Raw genomic sequence first — 22894 nt, forward strand, 5'->3', positions numbered from 1 at the left:
GCTGGCACCCCGAACCTACCGTCGTCAACACGGGCGTTTCGGCGAACCGTTGCGTGCTCGTCTCTCACCGTGAGGCCGGTGCTGACATGGACGTCTCCTTCATCGGCGGACCCGGACCGCAGCGCGGTGTCGGCGTGGTCGCCCCCTTCGACTTCGCGCTGGACCGCGAACTCTGGCGCTGGATGCCGGACGACGTGTCCCTGCATCTCACCCGAACGCCGTACGTGCCGGTCGAGGTCAGCCTGGACCTCGCCCGGTTGATCAGTGAACACGAGACCCTCGGCAACGCGGTGAGCACGCTCACCGCGGTCGGCCCCGAGGTCGTCGCCTACGCCTGCACGTCCGGCAGCTTCGTCGGCGGGGTCCTGGGGGAGCGCGCCATGTGCGAGGCGATGAGCAGGACCGGCGCGGTCCCGGCGGTCACCACCTCCGGCGCGCTGCTGGAGGCGCTGGTGGAACTGGACGTGCGGCGGGTGGCGCTGGTGACGCCGTACACCGTGTCGGTGACCCGGTCGCTGGAGCAGTACGTGGCGCAGGCCGGGGTCACGGTCACCGGCTGCGCGTACATGGGCCTGACCCGGCAGATCTGGCGGGTCGCCTACCGCGAGGTGGTGGACATGGCCCGGCGGGCGGTGGAGCGCGGCCGGCTCGGCGCGGCGGACGCGCTGTTCCTCTCCTGCACCAACCTGCCGACGTACGACGTGATCCCGCAACTGGAGGCGGAACTGCGCATACCGGTCATCTCGGCCAACCAGGTGACCATGTGGGCGGCGTTGCGCCGATTGGGTACTCAGGCGGTGGGACCGTATCAGGCGCTGATCGACACGTCGGCGCGCGTCACGCCCGGGACCGGGACCGAGACCGGGACCGGCGCCGAGGCCGTACTGCCGGACCGGACGTCCGGCGCGGTGCTGCCGCGGAGTCCGGTGCCGCCGCCCGCTCCGGTACTGCCGGACGGGCCGGAGGCGCCGGGCGTGCAGGGTGCCCAAGGCGTTCCGGGCGTGCCGGGAGTGCCGGACGAGAAGCAGCAGGAAGGCTGGACATGACCGCACTGGGATTCCTCTATCCGGGACACTCCGCCGAGGACGACTATCCGCGCGCCGAGCAGCTGCTGGGCAGTGACATCCGGGTGGACCTGGTGCACACCGACATCGGTGAGGACGCGCACCGGGTCGATGCGCTGCTCGAGATGGGTGACGCCGGCCGGCTCGCGGCCGGCGTCGGGGAGCTGCGGCGCGCGGGCGTCGACGCGGTGGTGTGGGCCTGCACCAGCGGCAGCTTCGTACGCGGCTGGGAGGGCGCGCAGGAGCAGGTGCGCGCCCTCGCCCGGGCGGCGGGCACACCCGCGTCCTCCACGTCGTTCGCCTTCGTGCACGCGGCACGGGAGATCGGGGCGCGGCGGGTCGCCGTCGGCGCGACCTACCCGGACGACGTGGCCGCGCTCTTCGCCGGGTTCCTGGGCACCGGCTCGGTGTCGGTGACCGGGGTGACCAGTTCCGGGATCATCACGGCGGCGGAGGTCGGCACCTGGGGCGAGGCCGAGGTGTTCGCCCTGGCCCGCGCGGCCGACCACCCGGACGCCCAGGCCGTCCTCCTCCCCGACACGGCCCTGCACACGGTCGCCCACCTCGCGGCGCTGGAGAAGGACCTCGGCAAACCGGTCCTCACCGCCAACCAGGTCACCGTCTGGGAGGCCCTGCGCCTGGCCGACCGCAGGGTGAACGCCCCGTCCCTGGGCGCCCTGTTCACCCGGGAGCCGATCGTGCAGGTGTGAGCGGTGCGGGCGGGCGCGCCCGCAGCGGGCGGCGAGGCGGGGAACAAACAGGGACACCCTCCTGTTGGTGGACCGGTGAGACGTCACCCGAAACAGGAGGCACCCCACCGTGGCCGCAGACGACACCGCAGCCGACGAGATCCGAGGCACGGCACAGGGCACCGCCCCCGTGCCCCTGTCCGTCCTCGACCTGGTCACCGTCGGCGCCGGCCACACCGCCACCGAGGCGCTGCGCACCGGTGTCGACCTCGCCCGTCTCGCCGAGGCGCGCGGCTTCCACCGGTTCTGGGTCGCCGAGCACCACTCCATGCCGGGTGTGGCGTCCTCCTCCCCGGCGGTGATCCTGGCCCACCTCGCCGCGCACACCGACCGCATCCGGCTCGGCTCGGGCGGGGTCATGCTGCCCAACCACGCCCCGCTCGTCATCGCCGAGCAGTTCGGCACGCTCGAGGCCATGGCCCCCGGCCGGATCGACCTCGGCCTCGGCCGCGCCCCCGGCACCGACGGCGCCACCGCCGCCGCCCTGCGCCGCACCGAACGGCTGAACGAGGGCGCCGACGACTTCCCCCAGCAGCTCGCCGAGCTGACCCGCTTCCTGGACGACGACTTCCCCGACGGCCACCGCTACCGCCGCATCCACGCCGTCCCCGGCCCGGTCCAGGCGACCTCGCCCGGCGGGGTGCAGTCGACGCACCGGCCGCCGATCTGGCTGCTCGGCTCCTCCGGCTTCAGCGCCCGGCTGGCCGGCCTGCTCGGCCTGCCGTTCGCCTTCGCCCACCACTTCTCCGCGCAGAACACCGTCCCCGCGCTGGACCTCTACCGCGAGTCGTTCACCCCGAGCGACGTCCTCGACGAGCCCTACGCCCTGATCGGGGTCTCCGCGCTCGCGACCGACGACGAGAAGGAGGCCCGGCGCCAGGTCCTGGCCGCCGCGCTCAACATGGTCCGGTTGCGCACCGGCCGCCCCGGCCTGGTGCCCACCCCCGAGGAGGCGGAGGCGTACCCGTTCTCGCCGATGGAGCAGGACTTCGTCGAGTCCTGGAACGCCAACGTCGTGCACGGCACCCCGGACGAGGTCCGCGCCGGCCTGGACGAGCTGCACAAGCGCACCGGCGCCGACGAGCTGATGATCACGGCCAACGCGCACAGCGGTGACATACGCCTGCGTTCCTACGAACTCATCGCCGACGCCTACGGGTTGCCCACGACGTCCGCCTGAACCCCGGGCGTGCCCAGCAGTTCGGAGATGCGGTCCGGTGACACCGGGCGGGAGTACAGCCAGCCCTGGCCGGTGTCGCACCCGATCCGGCGCAGCCGGGTGGCCTGCGCCGTGGTCTCCACGCACTCCGCGGTGACCGTCAGCCCCAGCCGGTGGGCGAGCTGCACCATCGCCTCGACGATGGCCTCGTCCGCCGGGCTGGGCGTCTCGTCCCGGTCCTCGTAGGGGAAGCCCCGGACGAAGGCGCCGTCCAGTTTCAGCACCGACACCGGCAGCCGGCTGAGGTAGGCCAGGTTCGAGTAGCCGGTGCCGAAGTCGTCGATGGCGATGCGCACGCCCATGTCGCTGAGCGCCTTCAGCGCCTGGAGGGGCCGGCCCGAGGAGCCCATCACCGCCGACTCGGTCAGCTCCAGCTGGAGCAGCTGCGGGGCGAGGCCCGTCTCCGTCAGGGTCTCGGCGACGTCCGCGACCAGGTCGGAGTCCCAGACCTGCCGGACCGCCACATTGACGCTGACGAAGATCGGCGGCTCGGTGGGGTGCTCGACCTGCCAGCGGCGGGCCTGCCGGCAGGCGGTGCGCAGCACCCAGCGCCCGAGCGGGACGATCGAGCCGTCCTCCTCGGCGATGGAGATGAACCGGTTCGGTGTCAGGGTGCCGAACTGCGGGTGGTTCCAGCGGACCAGTGCCTCCACACCGTGCACCCGGTCGTCCTCCATGCCGACCAGCGGCTGGTACTCCAGCGTGAACTCGCCCCGGTCGACGGCGGGGCGCAGCGTGGAGGCGAGGGCCTGGCGGGTCATGCGGTGCGCGTTGCGTTCCGGGTCGAACAGCGTCCAGCGGGACTTGCCGTCGGCCTTCGCCCAGTAGAGCGTCGTGTCGGCGGCCTGCATCAGCGCGGTGGGCGTGGTCCCGGCCGCGTGCCGTTCGACCACCCCGATGGACGCCGAGACCGACAGCCGCCGGCCGTCCACGTCGAAGGGGTCCTGGATCGCCCCGAGCACCGACTCGGCGAGGTCGGCGAGCTGTTCGGTGCCCGTGGAGTCCTCGACCAGCAGCGCGAACTCGTCCCCGCCGAGCCGGGCCACCAGCGGGGTGCCGGTCCTGGACCGGCCCGCCTCCTCGGCGCACAGCGTCAGCCGTTCGGCGACGGCGGCCAGCAGCCGGTCGCCGACGCGGTGGCCCAGGGCGTCGTTGATGGCCTTGAACCCGTCGAGGTCCAGGGAGCAGAGCCCGATCCGGCCGGTGCCGCTCTGCTCGTAGGACTCCGCCTCCAGGGCCGCCGTCAGCCGTTCGAAGAACAGGGTGCGGTTGGGCAGCCGGGTCACCGGGTCGTGCATCTGCAAGTAGTGGAGCCGGGCCTGGAGTTCGCGGCGGGCGCTGACGTCGGCGACGGACAGCAGGACGCCCGGCCCCTCGGGCACGTCCCCCGCGTCCGCCGCCTCAGGGGGGAGTGGCGCGACCGACACCTGCACCCACAGCGAGTGCCCCTCGGGGTGCTTGAGCCGGCGGGTGCAGCGCAGCTTCGCCTGCCGGCCGCACAGCACCTCGCGGTAGGAGTGCCAGGCGCGCGCGTCGGAGGAGAGGTCCACCAGGTCGGCGGCGACGGCCCCGACCAGGGTGTCCGGGGCGCGACCCAGCAGGGTGGCGAGGGTGCTGTTGGCGCTGACCACCCTGCCCTCGCGGTCGACCACCGCCATGGCGAGCGGAGCGGCCGTGAAGACGGAGCGGTACGACGGGGGGAGCGCCTGGGGTGAAGGCGACGAGGGCGCCGGGGGTGAAGTCGGCTCTTCACGTTCGGCACGGAGCGGGGCAGGGGCGTCACTCTCCGTGACGATCGGCTGGTTGAGGTCTGCTGTGGGCGTCGGCCCTTCGGACGTTCCGCTCACCGCTCGCTCCCGCCGTGCACTCGATCGCTGTCCGTGCCGGAAAGCCTCAGGAATGTCTCAGGAAAGTGTGCCGATCATAGAGGCCGACCCGGAGCCCTTCCAGTCACTGTCCAGTGTCCAGCACGGTCCCGCATCTCTGCCAGATCGTTTCCGCTCGGAGCTGGACGGCTTCTTCAGGCCTGAGACCGGTTGTGACGTTCCGTAAGTGGTTCGAGGCGTCGAACGTGAACGGATTTCTCGGCCTCTCACCCGTCCGGTGCAGATAAACAGGGCGCAGTATGACAATCAACCACATTCTGGGTGCGGTGTCCCGCGAACCGTCTCCCGGAGGTCTTTGTGCCGCGCCAGCTCCCCCTGAGGCGACTCGGTCATGAGGCTCTCAGGGGATTGGGCCGACAGGGTGGTGCATGCGGCCGCCCCTGGCTGCGCAGCGCGGCGGCCGTGCTCACCACCATGTCGGCGCTCGCGGCCACGTCCCTGGTGACGGGGCCCTCCGACGCCGAGCCCTTCTCCGCGGACGCCTGCGCCCTGACCCGCACCGACGCACACCACTCGGAGGGCCTGGACACCTGGAACGCCGCCTACCCCCGGCCGACCGGCCGGCTGGACGCCGTCATGGTGTTCCTGTCCTTCCCGGACTCGCACCCCCTGACCACCCCCGACGACATCGGCGCCGACCACTTCCCCGCCACCAGCGACTTCTTCCACCGGGCCTCCTACGGCAGGTTCACCCTGCGCCCGCACATCCTGCGTGGCTGGATCCCGATGCCGCGCCCGTCCACCGCGTACGCCATACAGCGTGACTGGACCGTGCGGGACCGGTCCGCCTACCTGCGCGACGCGCTCGCCGCCGCCGACCCGAAGGTCGACTTCTCGCGCTACGACGTCGTGTACTTCGTCGCCGACCCGGACGCGCCCGGGGTGGACTCCGACGCCACCAAGGTCGTCAACCTGGAGACCCCGATGCGGGCGGACGGCACCGACATCCGCCGGGTCGTCACCGTGTTCGAGGACCACCCGCCGGACCGGCTGGTCCTCGCCCATGAGACCGGCCATGTCTTCGACCTCCCCGACCTCTACAACCGGCCCGTGGACGGCAAGGGCGACTGGGACACCCACGTCGGTGACTGGGACCTGATGGGCAGCCAGTTCGCCCTCGCCCCCGACCTGTTCGGCTGGCACAAGTGGAAGCTGGGCTGGCTGGAGCCCCGGCAGGTGCGGTGCGTGCAGGATGCGGGGCCCGTGCGGCTGACGCTGGAGCCGCTCGGGGCGGGGCCCGGCGTGCCGGTGACCGGTGCCGCCGGGGCACCGTCCTTCGGGCTGGGCCGGGGCATCAAGCTAGCCGTGGTGCGCACCGGCCCGGACAGCGTGCTCGCCTTCGAGGTGCGCGGTCCCGTCGGCGACGACGCGGGCGCCTGCCGGTCGGGGGTGCTGGTCTACAAGGTGCGCGGCACCACCCGGTCCGGTGAGGGGCCGATCGAGGTCGTCGACGCCCACCCGCACACGGAGGCCTGCTGGGGGGACTCGGTCTACCCGTCCCTCGCGGACGCCCCGGTCGCCCTCGGCGAGAGCTTCACGGTGCCGGGGGAGGGCGTGCGGGTGGAGGTGCTGGAGCGTACGGCTTCGGGGGCGTGGACGGTGCAGATCAGCATCGGGCCCGGGAAGGGGAGGGGAGACGCGTGAAAGGCCCCTTGCTTTCGCAAGGGGCCTTTCCGTGTCGTGCGCCGCCAGGGACTCGAACCCCGGACCCGCTGATTAAGAGTCAGCTGCTCTAACCAACTGAGCTAGCGGCGCCTGCTGACGTCGTAGACATTAGCACCCTGGTCGGCGGGAGGAAAAATCGATATCCGCACGGCCGCGCGCGCCGCCCGTACGGCCGCCCAGAGCAGCACCTCCGGGCCCGGTAACCAGGGGTGACGCGTGTCCGGGGCGACCAGCCAGCGCGAGCCGGAGCGGTCCGCCCGGTCGCCGGGATCCGGGGCCGGAACGGTCACCGCGTCGCCGGTGCCGTGGCACAGCAGGGGCGGGACGGCGCCCGTACGGCCCGCCTCCCCGGCCGTCCTGCCGCGGGCGTCCCACTCCTCCCACTCCAGCAGCGCCGGCAGCCGCTGGGCGGTGCCGGGTGCCGAGAACAGCAGCATCCGGCCGCGGAACTCGGCCACCGGACCGGAACCCGGTCCCTCGTCCCACATCCGGTCCAGCATCCGGCGCCCGAAGGTCGAGGGGGCGCTCACCACGTCGAAGGCGGAGCCGCAGGGCAGCACGACGGGCGCGTGCGGCCGCTCCTCCCAGAGCGAGAGGGTGCTGCGCGGATACGTTCCTGCGGAGGCGAGCCAGGCGGCGCCGTCCGGGGTGACGCCGCTGACGTCGGATACCTTGCGTGCACTGCGTGCACTGTGTGCGCTGCTCATGGAGCCTGTCTACCCGTGGTGAGGGAACGGTTTCCCAGGGTTGCGGGAATCGAGGACACCGGGGCGGGGAGGCGGTATCTTGCCCACCTGGCATATGCCGCGCCTGTTCGAGGGCCGAGGGTGGTGGCCGGTCGCGCGTGACCGTGCGTGCGCCGCTCACACCGGGTCGGCGTGCCCCCGGCCCTCACTCCCGTGCAGCAGGTCCCGACCGAACTCGATCATCTTCTTCGCGTAGTCCTCGGTCCACTCTGCCCGCTCGGCGATGGCGGCCGGCGTCAGCCGGTCGAAGCGCCGAGGGTCGGCCAGCTGCGCCGCCGCCACCGCCTGGAACTCCACAGCCCGGTCCGTCGCCGCGCGGAACGCGAGCGTCAGCTCCGTCGCCCGCTCCAGCAGCGCGCGCGGGTCGTCGATCGACTCCAGGTCGAAGAAGTGCTCCGGGTCGGCGGCCGCCTCCGCGGGCTCGAACAGCAGGGGCGCGGGGCGTAGCCGCGGTCGGTCCCGGTGCGGCGTGGGCTCCGCCATGTCATCTCCCTCTTGCTCGTCCTTCTCGTCGTACACGCTGTACACGTCGGACACGTCGTGCTCGTCATGCCGGTCGTACGCGTACGTCACGTCGGCCCGCCGGTGAGTGGGCCACCGTCCATTGTCCCGCGCCCTGGCAAGAGGGCCTCGGGGCAGGCGCGACCGGGTCCGCGGTGGTCAGGGTTGCCATTCGACCCGGTGTTCCGCGAGGTGGGCCAGGACCGAGTGGTTCGCCTCCCAGCCGTCCGGGAACTTCACGAGGGTGCCCAGCTGGACCGGTTCCGTCGACGGGTAGGCGTCCAGCAGCTCGCCCACGCCCGCCCTGCACACCACGATGCAGGCGTGCCGGTGCCGGGAGGCCAGCACGCACAGCCTGCCGGTCTCCAGGTGGAAGGCGGTGGCGTCGGGGCGGCCGGACAGTGGATGCAGCACCACCGTGACGTCGAACTCCCGACCCTGGAGCCGGTTGGCCGTGTCGACGGTGACGTCCGCCGCGCCCAGCTCGGCCAGCGCCGCCCGGACCGCCGCCGCCTGATCCCGGTGGGCGGTGCCGACGGCGATCCGGTCGGCGGTGAGCGGAACCGGGTCGGGGGCGGGGCGCTCGGAGGTCGTGGCGCCCTCCCGGTCCAGCAGCCGGCGGACGACCAGGGCCACCGCCCGGACCGCCTCCGGGTCGGTGCGCGGGGTGTGCCGGGCGGGCAGCTCCAGCAGGCCCCAGCCGGACTCGGCGGCCTCGTCGATCACCCGGTCCGGACCCGAGCCGTCCGACGGGACACCGAGGGTGAGCCGCCGGTCGCCGGGGCCGGTGCCGCTGCGGAACGGCGTGTACGGGTAGAACGCGTCCGACACCAGGGGCGCCGCCGAGGCGGGCAGCCGCCACGACACCGGCAGACGGTGCTGCGGCAGCTCGGGATTGTGGGCGAGCAGGGTCGTCACGGCGGACGCGGACGGGTCGTAGGAAAGGCCCGCCCACTGCTCGCCGCCCACGATCGAGAACGGGTCCAACTGCCCCGGGTCGCCCACGAACAGCGCCCGCTCGAACAGCCCCGCCACGGCGAGCAGCGCGTCCGAGCGCATCTGGTACGCCTCGTCGACGATCGCGTGCGCCCACGGTTCGACGCCCTTGACGTGCGCCCACTTGGCGGCCGTGGAGATGACCACGTCGAGCCCGGCGAGATCGGCGGCCTTCGCCGACTTGCGGACGTTCTCCAGCTGGTCCAGCGCCTTGTCGTACGGGTCGGTGTCGCTGCTGTGCAGCCGGCCGACCGGCAGGTCCGGGTTCTTCTCGGCGAGCCGCAGGACCAGGTCGTCGACCTGCGCGTTGGTCTGCGCCACCACCATCAACGGGCGCCCCGCCTCGGCGAGTTCCAGTGCCGCGCGGACCACCAGCGTGGACTTGCCGGCGCCGGGCGGGGAGTCGACGACCACACCGCGCGCGGTGCCGTGCAGCGTGTCGCGCAGGATCGCGTCGGTGGCACGGGTGGCCGCCGCGCCGGGGTCGAAGCCCGCCTCTTGGACAGGGGTGGTCACTGAGAGTTCCAGTCCGTTGGCGGATGGTAGTGTCGCGGCGTGCTGAGCGAGAGCCAAGCTGGCACAACAACCTCCGATCTCTGGGGAAACCGGGCTGGTTCCAACCCGGCTGGTGCTGATCGCGTAAGACCTGGTCGTTCGCTGAGCGACGGGGCAGCGTGAGCCAGGAATCCTCCTCGTTCGCGAGGGGGAGGGTTCAAAGGAGGTCCTCCTCGGTCACCGGGTCGGCGGCCTCCGGTGCGGCGGTCGCGGCACCGGGCGGGCCGCCGTGGGTCCACGGGGTCTCCTCCGGGTCGGGGAGCTTCGCCCCGCCGCGCGGCTCGTGTTCGAACAGTGTGAAGCAGAGCCGGTCGCCCTTCTCCGGCAACGAACCCGCCTCGGGCTCCTTGCCGCGGCCCATCTTGTCCAGGATCCGCAGCACGAGCAGGGAACCGTCCGCTTCCCCGGCTTCCGAGTCCTCCACGGCGACGAACTCGGCCGTCTGCGGCTTCCCGCCCAGCGAGCGGTACACCCTGGCCCGCTCGCCCAGGTACGGGTGGTCGTCCGTCCGGACGGTGACCAGCGGGCGGGGGCTCGGCCGCTTGCTCTCGCTGTACGCCATGACGACCTCGACGACCTCGCCCGCGAACGCCTCCCCGGACAGCCGCCGGCCCGCCATCACCAACGGGTCGTCCAGGGCCTCCTGGGCCTCCAGCCGGGCCTGCTCCCGCTCGCGCGTGGCGAGCTTGTTGGCCGCCGTCACCGCGTCGTCGCGGCGCGGCTGCGGCGGCTCACCGGCCAGCACCCGGTCCCGGTGACCGGTGAACGACCAGCGGTCGCGCGTCCACCGCTCCTCGACGCGCGCCCCCTCCGGCAGCGCACGCAGCAGATCCAGGCCCCGCCACACCGCGTCCCAGGTGGGCCGCGTACGGCTTTCCACCAGCTTGCGGATCTCCCGCTCGGCGGCGGCCAGCGCGCCGAGCCGGTCGTCGGCCTCCAGACCGTCCTCCGCGGCGGCGAGCGCGCTGCGGGCGCGGTCGTACCGCTCGACGCCCGGGGCGAGCAGCTTGTTGTCGAACGCGGGGTCGGTCGCCGGGCCCGCGGGCGGACACAGCAGCTGACCGCCGGCGTCCCGCGCCAGCTCCGCCTCCCGCGCCGCCTCGGCCCCGGAGCGTCCCTCGGGCGGGTCGATCCAGGCGAGCAGCGCCCCCAGGTGCTGGTCCTCCAGCGTGGACTGACCGGTCGCCCAGTGCCGGCCCAGCAGATCCGTCATGGCCGTCAGGAGCGACGAGCCGGGCACCCGGGCCCGCTCCCCGAAGTGCGTCAGCCACCGCCCCAGCAACGGCACCCGGGGCGGTGCCGGGAAGGGGGCCTCCGGGTCCTGCTCCGCCGTGCGCCGGAACCGGGTGGAACGGCCGAGGAGCCGTACGAGGTCGACGCCGGCCCGGCTCGGCACGATCAGCTGCGGCGCGTCCGCGCACAGCTCGACCTCGACCTTGACCCGCTTTCCGGTCTCCGGGTCGGTCTCGCTGCGTTCCGCGGCCTCCACCGCCTCGGCGCAGCTGTCCACGTACGGCAGGACCACGTCGGCCAGTTCGGCCAGGAACGCGAACCTGAGGTCCCGGTCGCGCGGCTGCGGCACGGCCAGCAGCCGCGGCGCGTCCCGGTCGGTGCCCACCAGCGCGCCGAGCGGGGCACCCGCCTCACCGGCGGTGATCAGCGGCACGAACACCAGCGGCCGCTCGGACAGATGCCGGTGCCGGACGGTGGCGGCGGGCTGGGCGCGACCGGTGCTGACGGCCTCGAGGCGGGCCAGGGTGGCGATCAGCGACAAGGGGCCACCTCCGGGCGGCCGGTGAGGGCTTGTGCGCCGACGGGGACCTGTGCGTCGGCGAGGGCCTCCGCCCGCAGCGCCGCCGCCCTGCGCAGGGCGGCCACCGTCGGGTCGTCGGGATCGCCGGCCTCACCGCGGGCCGCCGCCAGCACGTCCTCGACCGTCGTCAGACCGCCCAGTTCGGCACGGACCGGGCGGCCCAGGGAGGTCACCGCGCCCTGCGCGCGGGAACGGTCCCGGCAGTGGAAGGCCAGCTCGCACGCGGACAGGCACTCCGGCGCGTAGCTCGCCGGGACCGACTCCACGGCCGCCGTGAGCCGCTCGCGGGGCAGCTCGGGTGCGAAACAGGTGCCCTCGGGGAGCGCACCGGCGATGTCCTCGATCCGGGTGAGCCGGGCCAGCTGGCGGGCGGTCACCGCGCGCTGCTTGCGCACGTCCACGGCGGACGCGGTCGGCAAATTGGAGAAGTCCTTCGGGCACACCAGCAGGATCCTGTGCCGCACGCGGGGGGCCGGGACGGTGGTGAGGCGGGCGGCGACCTCCTCCAGCGCCAGCACGTACACCGCCGCCTGCCGGGCCGCCGCGCCGACCTTCGCCGGGTCCGCCGCCCCGTCCAGCATGGGGAAGGACTTGATCTCCACGACCGTCCAGCTGCCGTCCGGGTGCACCACCACCGCGTCCGGTTCCAGGAAGGCCGGCGAGCCCGCGACGTCCAGCGCGAGCAGGGGGTGGTCGAGCAGTGTCCACCCGTCCCGCGCCCGCGCGGCCTCGCCCAGCGCCAACTCCGTGCGCGCGGCGCGCCCCTGGGGGCCGGACGCGGTCAGGTCCGGCACCCGCGCGCCGGTGGGCGGTTCCGCGGAGCGGTCCAGCTTCTCGTGGACGAGCCGCAGCAGCTCCGTACCGCCGTCCGCCTTGACCCGGGCCTCGAACGCGTTGCCCCGGACGAACGCGAACTGGGACTGGCCGAAGACCGAGGGCGAGCCCAGCGCGCCCGCCAGTCTCGCCTTGTCCACTCCCGCGCCGTCGAGGATCGCGCGGCGCGCGCAGCCCGGGTTGGCGGCCAGGGCGGCCAGGGCGCGTGCGTCCAGCGCCTTCGCCGACACGTCCGGACCGCGCAGCTCAGCGAGCCGGTGCCGGAGCGGCCTGGGCTCCTTCCCCCTGGTCGGAGGGGGGAGCGCCGCCCGGTTCGGTTTCCGGGGCGAACCGTGGCTCGAACTGCCGCTGCCGTGGCCGCTGTCGTGGAAATTGCTCACCCGCGGAAGTCTGGCATCCGGCACTGACAATCGGGGAACCCGGGACGGGGGAGGCCGCCGGGACCGGCGCCGGGCGCGGCAGCAGACGGGCCCTCACCCGGTCCGTGTACCGCGTCACGACGGGGGCGAGCAGCAGCCCGGCGCCCATCACGGCGGCACCCGCGACCGCGTCCAGGAAGTAGTGGTTGGCGGTGCCCATCACCACGACGACCGTCACCAGCGGATAGCCGACGGCGGCCGTCCTCGCCGCCCTCGTCGTCTGGGTTCCGCCGATCCGCCACAGGATCACACCGCACCACAGGGCCCAGCCCACATGCAGGCTCGGCATCGCCGCGTACTGGTTGGTCAGCCCGCCCAGGCCCCGCGGGGCGCTGGCCTCACCGGCCCACCAGCCGTACGAGCTGTACTGGGCCATGGTGTCGACGAAACCGTGGCTCGCGTCGAGCAGCCTGGGCGGGCAGGTGGGCAGCAGGGTGAAGCCGATCAGCCCGATGAAGGTGGACGTCATCAGCCAGGTGCGGGCGGCGCGGTAGTGCACCGCTTGGGAACGGAACAGCCAGACCAGGAGCGCGGGCGTCACCAGGTAGTGCAGCGACGCGTACCAGAAGTCGGCCGGTATGCCCAGCCACGGCTCGCGCGTGAACAGCCGGTTGAGCGGGTGCTCGGCGTTGAGGTGGAGCGCCTGCTCGATGCGCAGGATCGCCAGTCCGTGGTCCACGGCGTCGGTGACGTCGCCCCGGACCAACAGGCGCCCCGCCGAGTAACAGGCGTACACGAGGAGGATCAGCGGCAGCTCGGTCCACCAGCGCAGCCGGATCGCCGGGGCCCCTTCGGTACCCGGTGTCTCGGTGTGCGGCATCCGATCGCCCTCCCCCTTCACACTCACTCCTGCCCCCACGGCGATCCGAACAGCCACTCTAGGCGTACTCGCGCCCCTCATGAGGTGCCTTCGGCCCTGATAGACGCTGAGATCGCCCGCCGGGTTGCCCCACTCCAGGGTGCGCGATGATGGAGGGGTTCCGCCCCCGATTTCTCCCGGAAGGTCTCTCATGGCACCGCGCATCCTGCTGGCCCGGCACGGACAGACCGCGTGGTCGTTGTCCGGCAAGCACACCGGCAGGACCGACGTGCCCCTCCTGGACGAGGGCCGGCAGGGCGCCAAGCTGCTCGGTGAGCGCCTGCACCGGCCGCCGTACGACGGGCTGCCGGACGTCGAGGTGCGCACCAGTCCGCTGGTACGCGCGCGGGAGACCTGCGAGCTCGCCGGGTTCGGCGAGCGCGCGCAGACCTGGGACACCCTCATGGAGTGGCACTACGGGGCGTACGAGGGCATGACCCCCGACGAGATACGGGCGGACCGCCCCGACTGGCTGATCTGGCGCGACGGCGTGCCCGAGGGGGAGACCCTCGCCGAGGTGACGGCCCGCGCGGACGAGGTGGTCGCCTGGGCGCGCTCCGCCGACCGGGACGTGCTGGTCTTCGCCCACGGACACATCCTGCGCTCGATCGGTGCCCGCTGGCTGGGGCTGCCGCTCGACTTCGCGGCCCGCATCCGCCTCAACCCGACGTCACTGTCGGTCCTGGGCTGGGCGTACGGGGAGCCGGCCGTCGAGAGCTGGAACGACCTGGGTCACCTGGCGGGGTGAGCCGACCCGGTGCCGGCCCGGACCTGACGCCGGCCCGGACCTGACGCCGGCCCGGACCTGACGCCGGCCCGGACCCGACGCCGGCCCGGACCCGACGCCGGCCCGGGCCTGAGGTCGGTCCGGGGCGGTCACGTCGTGCGGGGGAGGGAGTCGTGGCGGTCCAGGAAGGCCGACACGTCCGAGGTGCGGCGGTGCGGGAGGAGTACGCGGGCCGTGCCCGCCAGCATCGTGCGGACCCGGGACGACTGGACCTCGGGCAGCAGGTCCAGCACCCGCATCCCCGCGGCCGCCGCCTCGTCCGGGTGCCCGCCGCGGGCCAGGTCGTCCGCCAGCTCCGCCGTGTACAGCGCGATGTTGCGGGTGAAGTGCGGGTTCTGGAGCTCGGCGGCCCGCCGCGCGTGCCGGGCGGCCCGCGGCCAGTCGCCCAGGGCCGACCAGCACTGCGCCTCCAGGCCCTCCAGCTCGGCCTCCCCGTAGAAGGACATCCACTCGGGATCGGCCGGCGCGGGGCCGCGGTCGAAGTAGGCCTGCGCGCGGGCCAGCGCCTGCTCGCAGCCGGACCGGTCGGCGAGCCCGGCCCAGCCGCCCGCCTCGCGCAGCGCCAGCAGCGACATCAGCCGGGCGGAGCCGAGCGGGCGCGCGGCCCGCTGCGCGGCCTGCGCCGCCCGCACCGCCTCCCGGGGCCGGCCGGAGTCCCGGGCGAGGAACGCCGTGTTGCAGAAGGCGTGCGCCTCCAGCCCCGGATCCCCGGTCACCCGCGCGGTCGCCAGCGCTTCCGCGTAGTGCGAGCGGGCGTCGTCGAACCGGCCCGAGTCGTGCGCCAGCCAGCCCACCGAGATGGCCAGTTCACCGGCGCCCGCGTACAGCCGGTCCGCCGTCCGCTGCCGGGTCGCCCCGGCGTCGAGCAGGGCGTAGGCGGCGCGCAGCGGTGCCGCCGCCCTCCGGTAGAGGCCGTCGGCCCCGTGCCGGTCGTCGAGCAGCCTGATCCGGCGGACGGCGTCTTCCAGGGCACCCGCGTCGCTCGCCCCGGGGCGGCGCACGGCGCGCTGTGCCGCCGAGGCGTCCGGGGCCAGGGCGAGCGGGCCCAGTGAGGCGGCGGCCACCGTGGCGCCCCCGCCGGTCATGAATGCGCGACGCAGCACGTCGCTCTCCTCGTAGTTGTGGTGCGTGTGGTACGGGTGGTGCGGGTCGTACGGGTTCTGTGTGTCATACGACTCAGGGGCCCCGCCGGTCTCACTCGTGACGAGTGCCGGGGCCGCGTCGGGCGCCGGGGGAGTCTCCCCGTCGTCCCGCGCCCGGCGCCCGCGGACCGACGCGCGGGGCGCGAAGCCCAGGTCGGTCAGCGTGCGGCCGGGAAACATGTGCAGGAACACGCGTTCGTAGGCGTAGTTGGGGCAGCGGATCTCGCCTGCCTCCACCCGGTGCACGTACCGCGCGTCACAGCTGACCCGCTCGCCTATCTCGCGAGCGGCCCTGCGGACCGACGCGGCGAACTCGGCCGGCGAGCGCGTTCCGCGCAGTTGCCGGAAGACGAGATTCGGCCGTGGTGGCCGGTCGGGCTGGGACGAGGGCACCGTTGACGACGCCATGGCCGGGTCCTCTCTGCGAACCGTCGAACCATGCCGGAGGCAGAGCGGTCCATCCGTCGCTCCGCTCTGTTGCCGGCGGGCAAGAACGTACCTGCTGTGACGGAGTCGCCACGCAAAGTTTGGCCACAAACCGGATATCTCGTCCGTGATCCGCCATGAACTGCCATTCTGTGCTATTGGGTTTCGCCGTAGCCCATGACGGTCCGTCGCGTTGAACCCCGTGTGTGGTGGAGCCGGAACGTGGAGGCCGGGATGGTGACCAGCCGGAACAGTGAACCCCGAACGCCGTCGGACAGACCGTCGGGCAGACCCTCGGACGGACCGCCGGGCTGCTGCGACGTGGTGACGGTTCCGGCCCGGCAGGGCCTGGAGGCGGTGGACATCCTCCGGCGCGGCGCGGCCGGGGCGGGGGACGCGATGGGGCCCGTACTGCACGACGGCGGCGGGAGCACACTCGGGTTCCTGGTGCCGCCGGGGACGGCCGCGGCGTGGGACGTGCCGGGCAGCACCTGCACGGAGACCGACGGCCGCGGGCTGAGCCCGGCGTCCGAGGAGCCGCCGGTGGAGGGCTCGGACTGGCTGCTGCCGCCCGAGGGCGACGCCGGCCTCGCCACCGATCCCGCGGTCCTGCGGGAGGCGCTGGGCGAGGCACGACGCCTGCTCGACGCGGTGGACGGCTGCCGCTGAGTCCGCCGGGCCGGGATGCGCGCGGTGCTCGGGGCGGCCGGGTCCGGCCCGGGGCGGGTTGCGACAATGGCCCCATGGGAAGGTCCAGGAACTCCGGACGCGGGCGGGCCGCCGTCGAAGCCGTCGTCGAGAGCGTCGACGGAGGGATCGCCCGGCTCGTCCCCGACCGGGAACGGCCGAGGGCCTGGACGCTGCTGATCGACGACGCCCCGCAGTCGCACGTCGACCTGGACGATCCGGCGTACCTCTCCTTCGAGTACCAGCGGCGGATCGGACACGTCATCGACACCGCCGCGCCGGCCGGCCGGCCCGTGCAGGCGGTGCATCTCGGCGGCGGCGCGTTCACCCTCGCCCGGTACGTCGCCGCCACCCGGCCCCGCTCCACCCAGCAGGTCGTCGAACGGGACGCGCGGCTGGTGCGACTGGTCCGCAGGGAGCTGCCGCCGGACCCCGGGGCGCGGATCAGGGTGCGCTCGGTGGACGCCCGGGAAGGGCTCGCGAAGGTACGGGACGGATGGGCCGACCTCGTCGTCGCCGACGTGTTCAGCGGAGCCCGCACCCCCGCCCACCTGACCTCGACCGAGTTCCTGGACGACGTCCGCAGGGCCCTCGCCCCCGGCGGGGTCTACGTCGCCAACCTCGCCGACGGGCCGCCGCTGGCCCATCTGCGCGGCCAGATCGCCACCGCCGCCGCCCGGTTCGCCGAACTCGCGCTGATCGCCGACCCGGCGGTGCTGCGCGGCAGACGCTTCGGCAACTCCGTGCTGGTCGCCTCCGACGCGCCCCTGCCGATCGCCGAGCTGACCCGCCGCGCCGCCTCCGACCCGCACCCCGGGCGCGTCCAACACGGGCGGGAACTCAGGGACTTCACCGGCGGTGCCGCCCCGGTCAGCGACCTGGCGGCGGTCGACTCCCCGGCGCCACCGCCGTCGGTGTTCCGGTGACGGGCGAGGGGTGCGAGGGGGCCGGGCCGCCCGGTCAGTAGTCGTTGATCTCCACGCGCGGCGGGCCGTCGTGCCAGGTGCAGAAGACCGACACCCGGTCCGCGTCCGCCGCGAACTCCACCCGGATCCACGACTCCGTCTTCCACACCTGCATCGACCAGCCCGCCCCGGGCGTCGCCGACACCAGGGACGCGGAGGTCTCGCCGAGGTCGAAGACCGCCCGGCCGCCGTCGGTGTCGTACGCCTTGACCTCGCCGGAGGTGACCGGGGCGGGGCCGGGCGGAGTGGGGTCGGCCCCGCCCGGGGCGGGGTCGGGGGACCCCCCGTCGGGCTCGCCCGCCGACCGCCCCGACGACTCCCGCTCCCGCGCGTCCGCGGCGGTGTCCTCGGAGTCCCGGGAACTCTGCTGGTCTTTCGAGTCCTTGGAGTCCTTGGAGCCCTTCGGGTCCCGCGCGTCCTTCGAGTCCCCGGCGTCCGCCGCGTCATCGGCGGCTTCCGGCGCCTTCGCGTCGGTCGGGCGCCGGGTCGAGGACGACACCGGCCCCGACTCCTGCGTCGTCGCGCCGGCCGCCGTGATGGGCAGCGCGCGGGGCGGGTCGTAGGCCGTGCCCGCCATCACCGTGTGCACACCCCACCACGACAGCGTGACCGCCGCGCCCGTGGCGAGCAGCCAGGCCAGTACGTGTACGAGTCCTCTGCGCATCGTCGGCCCATACTGCCCCACCCGCCCCACACGTGTCGCGCCCGCGGTGGTGTCCGGAGTTGTCCACAGGCCCGCACCGAGCCGCCCGGCATGGCGTACGGTGCCGCCCATGGCACGTGTTCTCGTAGTCGAGGACGACCCCTTCGTACGCTCGGCGCTCATCCGGCAACTGACCGACGCCGCACACCTGGTGCGCAGCGTCGGGACGGCGCTGGAGGCGCTGCGCGAGGTCGCCCATTTCCGTTTCGACGTCGTCGTCCTGGACCTCGGACTGCCCGATCTCGACGGCTCCGAGGCGCTGAAGATGCTGCGCGGAATCACGGACGTGCCGGTGATCATCGCCACCGCGCGGGACGACGAGGCGGAGATCGTACGGCTGTTGAACGCCGGCGCGGACGACTACCTGACCAAGCCCTTCTCGGTGGAGCACCTGTCGGCCCGGATGGCGGCCGTGCTGCGCCGGGCCCGTTCCCGCGCGGGAGAGCCGGAGCCGTCCCCGGTGCTCCGGGTCGGCGGGCTGACCGTCGACCCGCTGCGTCGCCAGGCCGAGCTGGACGGTGCCCGACTGGACCTCACCCGGCGGGAGTTCGACCTGCTCGCCTTCCTGGCCGGGCGGCCCGGAGTCGTCGTCCCCCGCAGGGAACTCCTCGCCGAGGTGTGGCAGCAGTCCTACGGCGACGACCAGACCATAGACGTCCATCTGTCCTGGCTGCGGCGGAAGTTGGGCGAGACCGCCGCCCGGCCGCGCTATCTGCACACCCTGCGGGGCGTCGGCGTGAAACTGGAACCCCTGGCCGCGGGACTGTCCGCGGCGGAGGCGGAGTCACCGCGATGAGATGGGCCCTGGTGAAGGTGTCGGTGGCGGTGACCGCGATGGTCGTGGTCGCCTTCGCGGTGCCGCTCGGCCTCGTCATCCGCGAGATGGCCCGCGACCGCGCCTTCTCCAACGCCGAACGGGAAGCCGCGGCGGTCGCTCCCGCGCTGTCCATCACCACCGACCGCGACCAGCTCGAACGCGTCGTCGCCTCCGCCGGGTCCGACGCCGCGATGGCCGTGCACATACCCGTCGGCGCCGATGCCGAGCCCCTCGACATCGGGCGCCGCCGCGCCACCGCCGAGGACATCGAGGCGGTACGGAAACTGGGGCGGGCCTCCACCTCCAAGGTGTCCGGCGGCTCGACGCTGCTCCAGCCGGTCGCGCTCAGCAGCGGCGAGATCGCCGTGGTCGAGGTGTTCGTCCCCGAGGCCGAGGTCACCAACGGGGTGGGCACGGCCTGGGCGGTGCTCGCGGGGGTCGGAGTCGCCCTCATCCTCGGCTCGGTCGCGGTCGCCGACCGGCTGGGCGTGCGGATGGTGCGGCCCGCTCGGCGACTGGTCGAGGGGGCGCACGAACTGGGGGAGGGCAAGCTGGGCGCACGGGTGCCCGAGAAGGGGCCGACCGAACTGCGGCTGGCGGCCGTGGCGTTCAACTCCATGGCCGACCAGGTCGTCCAACTCCTCGCCAACGAAAGGGAACTGGCCGCCGACCTGTCCCACCGGCTGCGCACCCCGCTGACCGTGCTGCGGCTGAACGCCGCCTCCCTCGGCGACGGACCGGCCGCCGAGCAGACCCGCGCGGCGGTCGAGCAGCTGGAGCGCGAGGTCGACACCATCATCCGCACCGCGCGGGACGCCAAACCGCAGACGGCCGCAGCCGGCCCCGGCGCCGGCTGCGACGCGGCCGAAGTGGTCCGGGAACGGATGGCGTTCTGGTCGGCGCTCGCCGAGGACGAGGGCCGTAAATGGCGGGTGGCCGGAGCGGACGCCCCGGTCCGCATCCCCGTGGCCCGCGCCGACCTGGCCGCCGCCCTCGACGCCCTGCTCGGCAATGTGTTCCGGCACACCGCCGAGGGCACCGCCTTCGCCGTCGACCTGCACAACGGCGAGGACGCGGTGATCGTGCTCGTCTCCGACGCGGGCCCCGGCATACCCGACCCGGAGACGGCGATGGCCCGCGGCCGGGGCTCCGGCAGCGACGGCTCCACCGGTCTCGGCCTGGACATCGTGCGCCGGCTCGCGGAGGCCACCGGCGGGGACGTACGGATCGGCTCGTCGGTGCTCGGCGGGACCGAGGTGCGCGTCTGGATCCAGCTCGACGGACGGGAGGGGGCTCCCCGGGGGCAGTACGGACGGGGGCGCGGCCACCGGGGGGCCGTGCGCCGCCGCCGTCCCGGCCGGTTGATACCGACCTTCAGGTCTTGATCCACTCCTGATCCACCCTTGATCCACGGGACGCACCGGCCGACGGGGCGCGGCCCTCCCCCCCAGAGCGCCGCGCCCCGCTTCCCCCAGTTCCCCCGCTCTCCCGGCCCCCGTTCTCGGGAGGGTCAGACGGCCTCCGGCCCCGGCAGAGCACCCGACTTGGCCGCCCGGCTGTACCAGAGGGCGCTGGCCTTCGGGGTCCGCTCCTGGGACGCGTAGTCGACGTAGACCGCGCCGAAGCGCTTCTCGTAGCCGTACGCCCACTCGAAGTTGTCCAGCAGGGACCACAGGTAGTAGCCGCGCACGTCCGCGCCGTCGGTGATGGCCCGGCGGACCGCGGCGAGATGGCCGTGCAGGTAGGCGATCCGCTCCGGGTCGTGCACCGTGCCGTCGGCGCCGGGCTTGTCGTCGTAGGCGGCGCCGTTCTCGGTGACGTGGAGCGGCAGGCCGGGCGCCTCGCGGGTGTACCGCATGATCAGCTCGTGCAGCCCGGTCGGGTCGACGGGCCAGCCCATCTCGGTGCGCTCCCCGGGCGCCTGGTGGAAGGCCACGTCGTCCGCGGCCGGCCACGGCGAGTGGTCGCTCGCTCCGTGACCGTCGGCCCGCGATCCCTCCGCGTCCGGGCCCGCCGCCGACACCAGGGTGGGTGTGTAGTAGTTGAGGCCCAGTGCGTCCAGCGGCTGGTGGATCAGGTCCAGGTCGCCGTCCTGGATGCACGACCAGTCCGTCAGCGACGAGGTCGCCGTCAGCAGCGACTCGGGGTAGGCGCCCTTCAGGATCGGGCCGTGGAAGATGCCGTTGGCCAGATCGTCGATCTTGCGCGCCGCTGCCAGGTCCGCCGGGTCGCCGGGGGAAAGGGGCCGGACCACAGCGGAGTTGAGGCTGATCGCGATCGAGTTGCGGGCCGGCATCACGGACCGCAGCGCCTTGGCGCCCAGTCCGTGGGCCAGGTTCAGGTGGTGGGCGGCCCGCAGCGAGGCCGCCGGATCGGTGCGGCCCGGCGCGTGCACGCCGGAGGCGTAGCCCAGGAACGCGCTGCACCAGGGCTCGTTGAGCGTGATCCACTGCTCCACCCGGTCGCCGAGCGCCTCACCGACGATCTGCGCGTACTCGGCGAAGCGGTACGCGGTGTCGCGCTCCGGCCAGCCGCCCGCGTCCTCCAGCTCCTGCGGCAGGTCCCAGTGGTAGAGGGTGACGGCCGGTTTGATGCCGTGGGCCAACAGCTCGTCGACCAGCCGGCGGTAGAAGTCCAGGCCGCGCTGTACGGCCGGGCCGCGGCCGGTCGGCTGCACCCGGGGCCAGGAGATGGAGAAGCGGTAGGCACCCAGGCCCAGTTCCGCCATCAACGCCACGTCGTCGCGGTAGCGGTGGTAGTGGTCGACAGCGATGTCACCGGTGTCGCCGCCGGCGGTCTTGCCCGGCGTGTGGCTGAAGGTGTCCCAGATGGACGGCGTACGACCGTCCTCCCGCACCGCGCCCTCGATCTGGTAGGCGGAGGTCGCGGCGCCCCAGAGGAAGGCGGGGGGGAAGGCCGCCGGGGTCACCGGCGTGGTGGAGTCAGTCATGGAAGCGCTCCCATAGGCGGTCGTGGTGGGACCTGCGAGTCAGGATCAGAGGTGAGAAGAGGGGGAAGAAGAGGAAAAGGGAGAGAAGGAGGGGAAGGGGGAAGGGCGGGAGGGGACGGCGCGGGGACGAGCAGGGGCCGAGGCGTCGGTGACCCGGCCCCCTGGTGGGAGACATCGGCAGACGGGGTCAGCCCTTGACCGCGCCCTGCATGATGCCGCCCACGATCTGCTTGCCGAAGACGGCGAAGACCAGCAGCAGCGGCAGTGTGCCCAGCAGGGCACCCGCCATGATCAGGGACTGGTCGGGGGTGAATCCGCGGCCGAGGCCCGCGACCGCGACCTGCACGGTCGGGTTGCCGGACTGGGTCAGAACGAGGAACGGCCACAGGAAGTCGTTCCAGGTCTGCACGAACATCAGCATGCCGAGCACGGCCATCGCCGGCCGCGCCGCCGGGAACACCACGTGCCACACCACGCGCCAGCTGCTCGCGCCGTCGACCCGTGCGGCCTCGATGACCTCGTCCGGCAGCGCCTGGAGCAGGTACTGCCGCATGAAGAACACGCCGAACGCGCTCACCAGCGACGGGAAGATCACGGCCTGCAGCTGGTCGGTCCAGTCCAGTTTGGCGACCATCATGTACAGCGGGATGATGCTCAGTTGCGGCGGGACCATCATGGTGCCGATCACGAGCAGCATCAGCGCGCCCCGGCCCCGGAAGCGCAGCTTGGCGAAGGCGAATCCGGCGATCGTCGACAGGATGACGACGGTCACCGCCGAAATGCCCGCCACGATCGTGGTGTTGAGGAACGCCTCACCGAGGTTGGCTTCGGTCCAGGCGATCTCCAGGTTCTTGAACAGGTTCGAGCCGAACCAGAACGGCGGCGGGGTCTGCGCGAGGCGCTGGGTGTCCCGGGAGGCGGCGATCGCGGTCCACACCAGCGGGAACAACGAGACGATCGTGAACACGATCAGGATCGCGTACGCGATCGGGCCGCCGTGCAGGGTGCCGCCGGCCCGCGCGGACTTCGGCAGGCGGGAGCGCCTCTGCTCCTTGGCGGGCGTGGTCTCGGGGGGCGGGGGCGTCACAGTCGTCGTCACGGCCACAACTCC

20 protein-coding genes and 1 tRNA gene are annotated in these 22894 nt (G+C 73.5%); 9 read left to right on the forward strand and 12 right to left on the reverse strand.

All coding sequences use genetic code 11. From position 1 onward, the window contains the following. Positions 1-86 precede the first annotated feature (86 nt). From DIZ27_RS25645 to DIZ27_RS25655, 3 genes are all read left to right on the forward strand, one after another. A complete protein-coding gene (locus DIZ27_RS25645) occupies positions 87-1046 on the forward strand; it encodes an aspartate/glutamate racemase family protein (protein WP_109380818.1) in 960 nt (319 codons plus the stop codon). Further along, the gene (locus tag DIZ27_RS25650; protein WP_109380819.1) at positions 1043-1774 is read left to right on the forward strand and encodes a decarboxylase; all 732 of its coding nucleotides are present in this window, start codon (positions 1043-1045) and stop codon (positions 1772-1774) included. The genes DIZ27_RS25645 and DIZ27_RS25650 overlap by 4 nt, the downstream gene beginning before the upstream one ends. Before the next feature lie 109 nt (positions 1775-1883). Beyond that, positions 1884-2993 carry an LLM class flavin-dependent oxidoreductase gene (locus DIZ27_RS25655; RefSeq protein WP_109380820.1) on the forward strand — a complete coding sequence of 370 codons (1110 nt, stop codon included), beginning with the start codon at positions 1884-1886 and terminating at the stop codon, positions 2991-2993. On the opposite strand, the gene DIZ27_RS25660 is transcribed toward DIZ27_RS25655, so the two are convergent. Next, on the reverse strand, positions 2966-4879 hold the full coding sequence (locus tag DIZ27_RS25660) for a bifunctional diguanylate cyclase/phosphodiesterase (RefSeq protein ID WP_109380821.1): 1914 nt from the start codon (positions 4877-4879) through the stop codon (positions 2966-2968). The genes DIZ27_RS25655 and DIZ27_RS25660 overlap by 28 nt on opposite strands. Before the next feature lie 441 nt (positions 4880-5320). Between DIZ27_RS25660 and DIZ27_RS25665 the strand changes: the two genes are divergently transcribed. Beyond that, positions 5321-6562: a M6 family metalloprotease domain-containing protein gene (locus DIZ27_RS25665; protein ID WP_375232006.1), complete on the forward strand. Its 1242-nt coding sequence runs from the start codon at positions 5321-5323 to the stop codon at positions 6560-6562. Between the two features lie 37 nt (positions 6563-6599). Here DIZ27_RS25665 and DIZ27_RS25670 read toward each other — a convergent pair. The 7 genes from DIZ27_RS25670 to DIZ27_RS25700 form a co-directional block, all read right to left on the reverse strand. Then, positions 6600-6673: transfer RNA gene (locus DIZ27_RS25670), tRNA-Lys, on the reverse strand. Continuing rightward, a complete protein-coding gene (locus tag DIZ27_RS25675) occupies positions 6664-7290 on the reverse strand; it encodes a bifunctional DNA primase/polymerase (protein ID WP_109380822.1) in 627 nt (208 codons plus the stop codon). The genes DIZ27_RS25670 and DIZ27_RS25675 overlap by 10 nt, the downstream gene beginning before the upstream one ends. Positions 7291-7446: 156 nt before the next feature. Continuing rightward, positions 7447-7812 carry a hypothetical protein gene (locus DIZ27_RS25680; RefSeq protein ID WP_109380878.1) on the reverse strand — a complete coding sequence of 122 codons (366 nt, stop codon included), beginning with the start codon at positions 7810-7812 and terminating at the stop codon, positions 7447-7449. A gap of 177 nt (positions 7813-7989) precedes the next feature. Beyond that, positions 7990-9342 carry an AAA domain-containing protein gene (locus DIZ27_RS25685; RefSeq protein WP_109380823.1) on the reverse strand — a complete coding sequence of 451 codons (1353 nt, stop codon included), beginning with the start codon at positions 9340-9342 and terminating at the stop codon, positions 7990-7992. A gap of 196 nt (positions 9343-9538) precedes the next feature. Continuing rightward, a complete protein-coding gene (locus DIZ27_RS25690; protein ID WP_109380824.1) occupies positions 9539-11155 on the reverse strand; it encodes a hypothetical protein in 1617 nt (538 codons plus the stop codon). Continuing rightward, on the reverse strand, positions 11146-12273 hold the full coding sequence (locus tag DIZ27_RS25695) for a hypothetical protein (RefSeq protein ID WP_109380880.1): 1128 nt from the start codon (positions 12271-12273) through the stop codon (positions 11146-11148). The genes DIZ27_RS25690 and DIZ27_RS25695 overlap by 10 nt, the downstream gene beginning before the upstream one ends. Position 12274: 1 nt before the next feature. Continuing rightward, complete coding sequence (locus DIZ27_RS25700; protein ID WP_109380879.1) at positions 12275-13267, reverse strand: phosphatase PAP2 family protein; 993 nt, start codon at positions 13265-13267, stop codon at positions 12275-12277. A 190-nt stretch (positions 13268-13457) separates the two neighbouring features. Here DIZ27_RS25700 and DIZ27_RS25705 point away from each other — a divergent pair, with 190 nt between their 5' ends. Continuing rightward, positions 13458-14054 (forward strand): histidine phosphatase family protein, encoded by a 597-nt coding sequence (locus tag DIZ27_RS25705; RefSeq protein WP_109380825.1) that lies wholly within the window; start codon positions 13458-13460, stop codon positions 14052-14054. A gap of 128 nt (positions 14055-14182) precedes the next feature. Here DIZ27_RS25705 and DIZ27_RS25710 read toward each other — a convergent pair whose 3' ends face one another. Next, positions 14183-15643 carry a hypothetical protein gene (locus DIZ27_RS25710; protein WP_109380826.1) on the reverse strand — a complete coding sequence of 487 codons (1461 nt, stop codon included), beginning with the start codon at positions 15641-15643 and terminating at the stop codon, positions 14183-14185. 252 nt (positions 15644-15895) lie between these two features. On the opposite strand from DIZ27_RS25710, the gene DIZ27_RS25720 reads away from it, so the two are divergent. Next, the gene (locus tag DIZ27_RS25720) at positions 15896-16330 is read left to right on the forward strand and encodes a hypothetical protein (RefSeq protein WP_181383693.1); all 435 of its coding nucleotides are present in this window, start codon (positions 15896-15898) and stop codon (positions 16328-16330) included. Positions 16331-16404: 74 nt separating this feature from the next. After that, positions 16405-17274, forward strand: a complete 870-nt coding sequence (locus tag DIZ27_RS25725) for a spermidine synthase (protein WP_109380829.1) — start codon at positions 16405-16407, stop codon at positions 17272-17274. Positions 17275-17308: 34 nt separating this feature from the next. Here the strand turns inward: DIZ27_RS25725 and DIZ27_RS25730 are convergent, their stop codons facing one another. Next, positions 17309-17977 carry a hypothetical protein gene (locus tag DIZ27_RS25730; protein WP_109380830.1) on the reverse strand — a complete coding sequence of 223 codons (669 nt, stop codon included), beginning with the start codon at positions 17975-17977 and terminating at the stop codon, positions 17309-17311. Between the two features lie 109 nt (positions 17978-18086). Here DIZ27_RS25730 and DIZ27_RS25735 point away from each other — a divergent pair, with 109 nt between their 5' ends. Both DIZ27_RS25735 and DIZ27_RS25740 read left to right on the forward strand, forming a co-directional pair. Next, positions 18087-18812 (forward strand): response regulator transcription factor, encoded by a 726-nt coding sequence (locus DIZ27_RS25735; protein WP_181383694.1) that lies wholly within the window; start codon positions 18087-18089, stop codon positions 18810-18812. Then, positions 18809-20218, forward strand: coding sequence for a HAMP domain-containing sensor histidine kinase (locus tag DIZ27_RS25740; RefSeq protein WP_109380832.1), 1410 nt, complete (start codon positions 18809-18811; stop codon positions 20216-20218). Before DIZ27_RS25735 ends, DIZ27_RS25740 begins: the two co-directional genes overlap by 4 nt. 125 nt (positions 20219-20343) lie before the next feature. Here DIZ27_RS25740 and DIZ27_RS25745 read toward each other — a convergent pair whose 3' ends face one another. After that, positions 20344-21783: a GH1 family beta-glucosidase gene (locus DIZ27_RS25745; protein WP_109380833.1), complete on the reverse strand. Its 1440-nt coding sequence runs from the start codon at positions 21781-21783 to the stop codon at positions 20344-20346. A gap of 187 nt (positions 21784-21970) precedes the next feature. Further along, a complete protein-coding gene (locus tag DIZ27_RS25750) occupies positions 21971-22882 on the reverse strand; it encodes a carbohydrate ABC transporter permease (RefSeq protein ID WP_109380881.1) in 912 nt (303 codons plus the stop codon). Positions 22883-22894: the final 12 nt, after the last annotated feature.

It is taken from the genome of Streptomyces sp. NWU339, from assembly GCF_003143855.1.
Classification (GTDB): Bacteria; Actinomycetota; Actinomycetes; order Streptomycetales; family Streptomycetaceae; genus Streptomyces.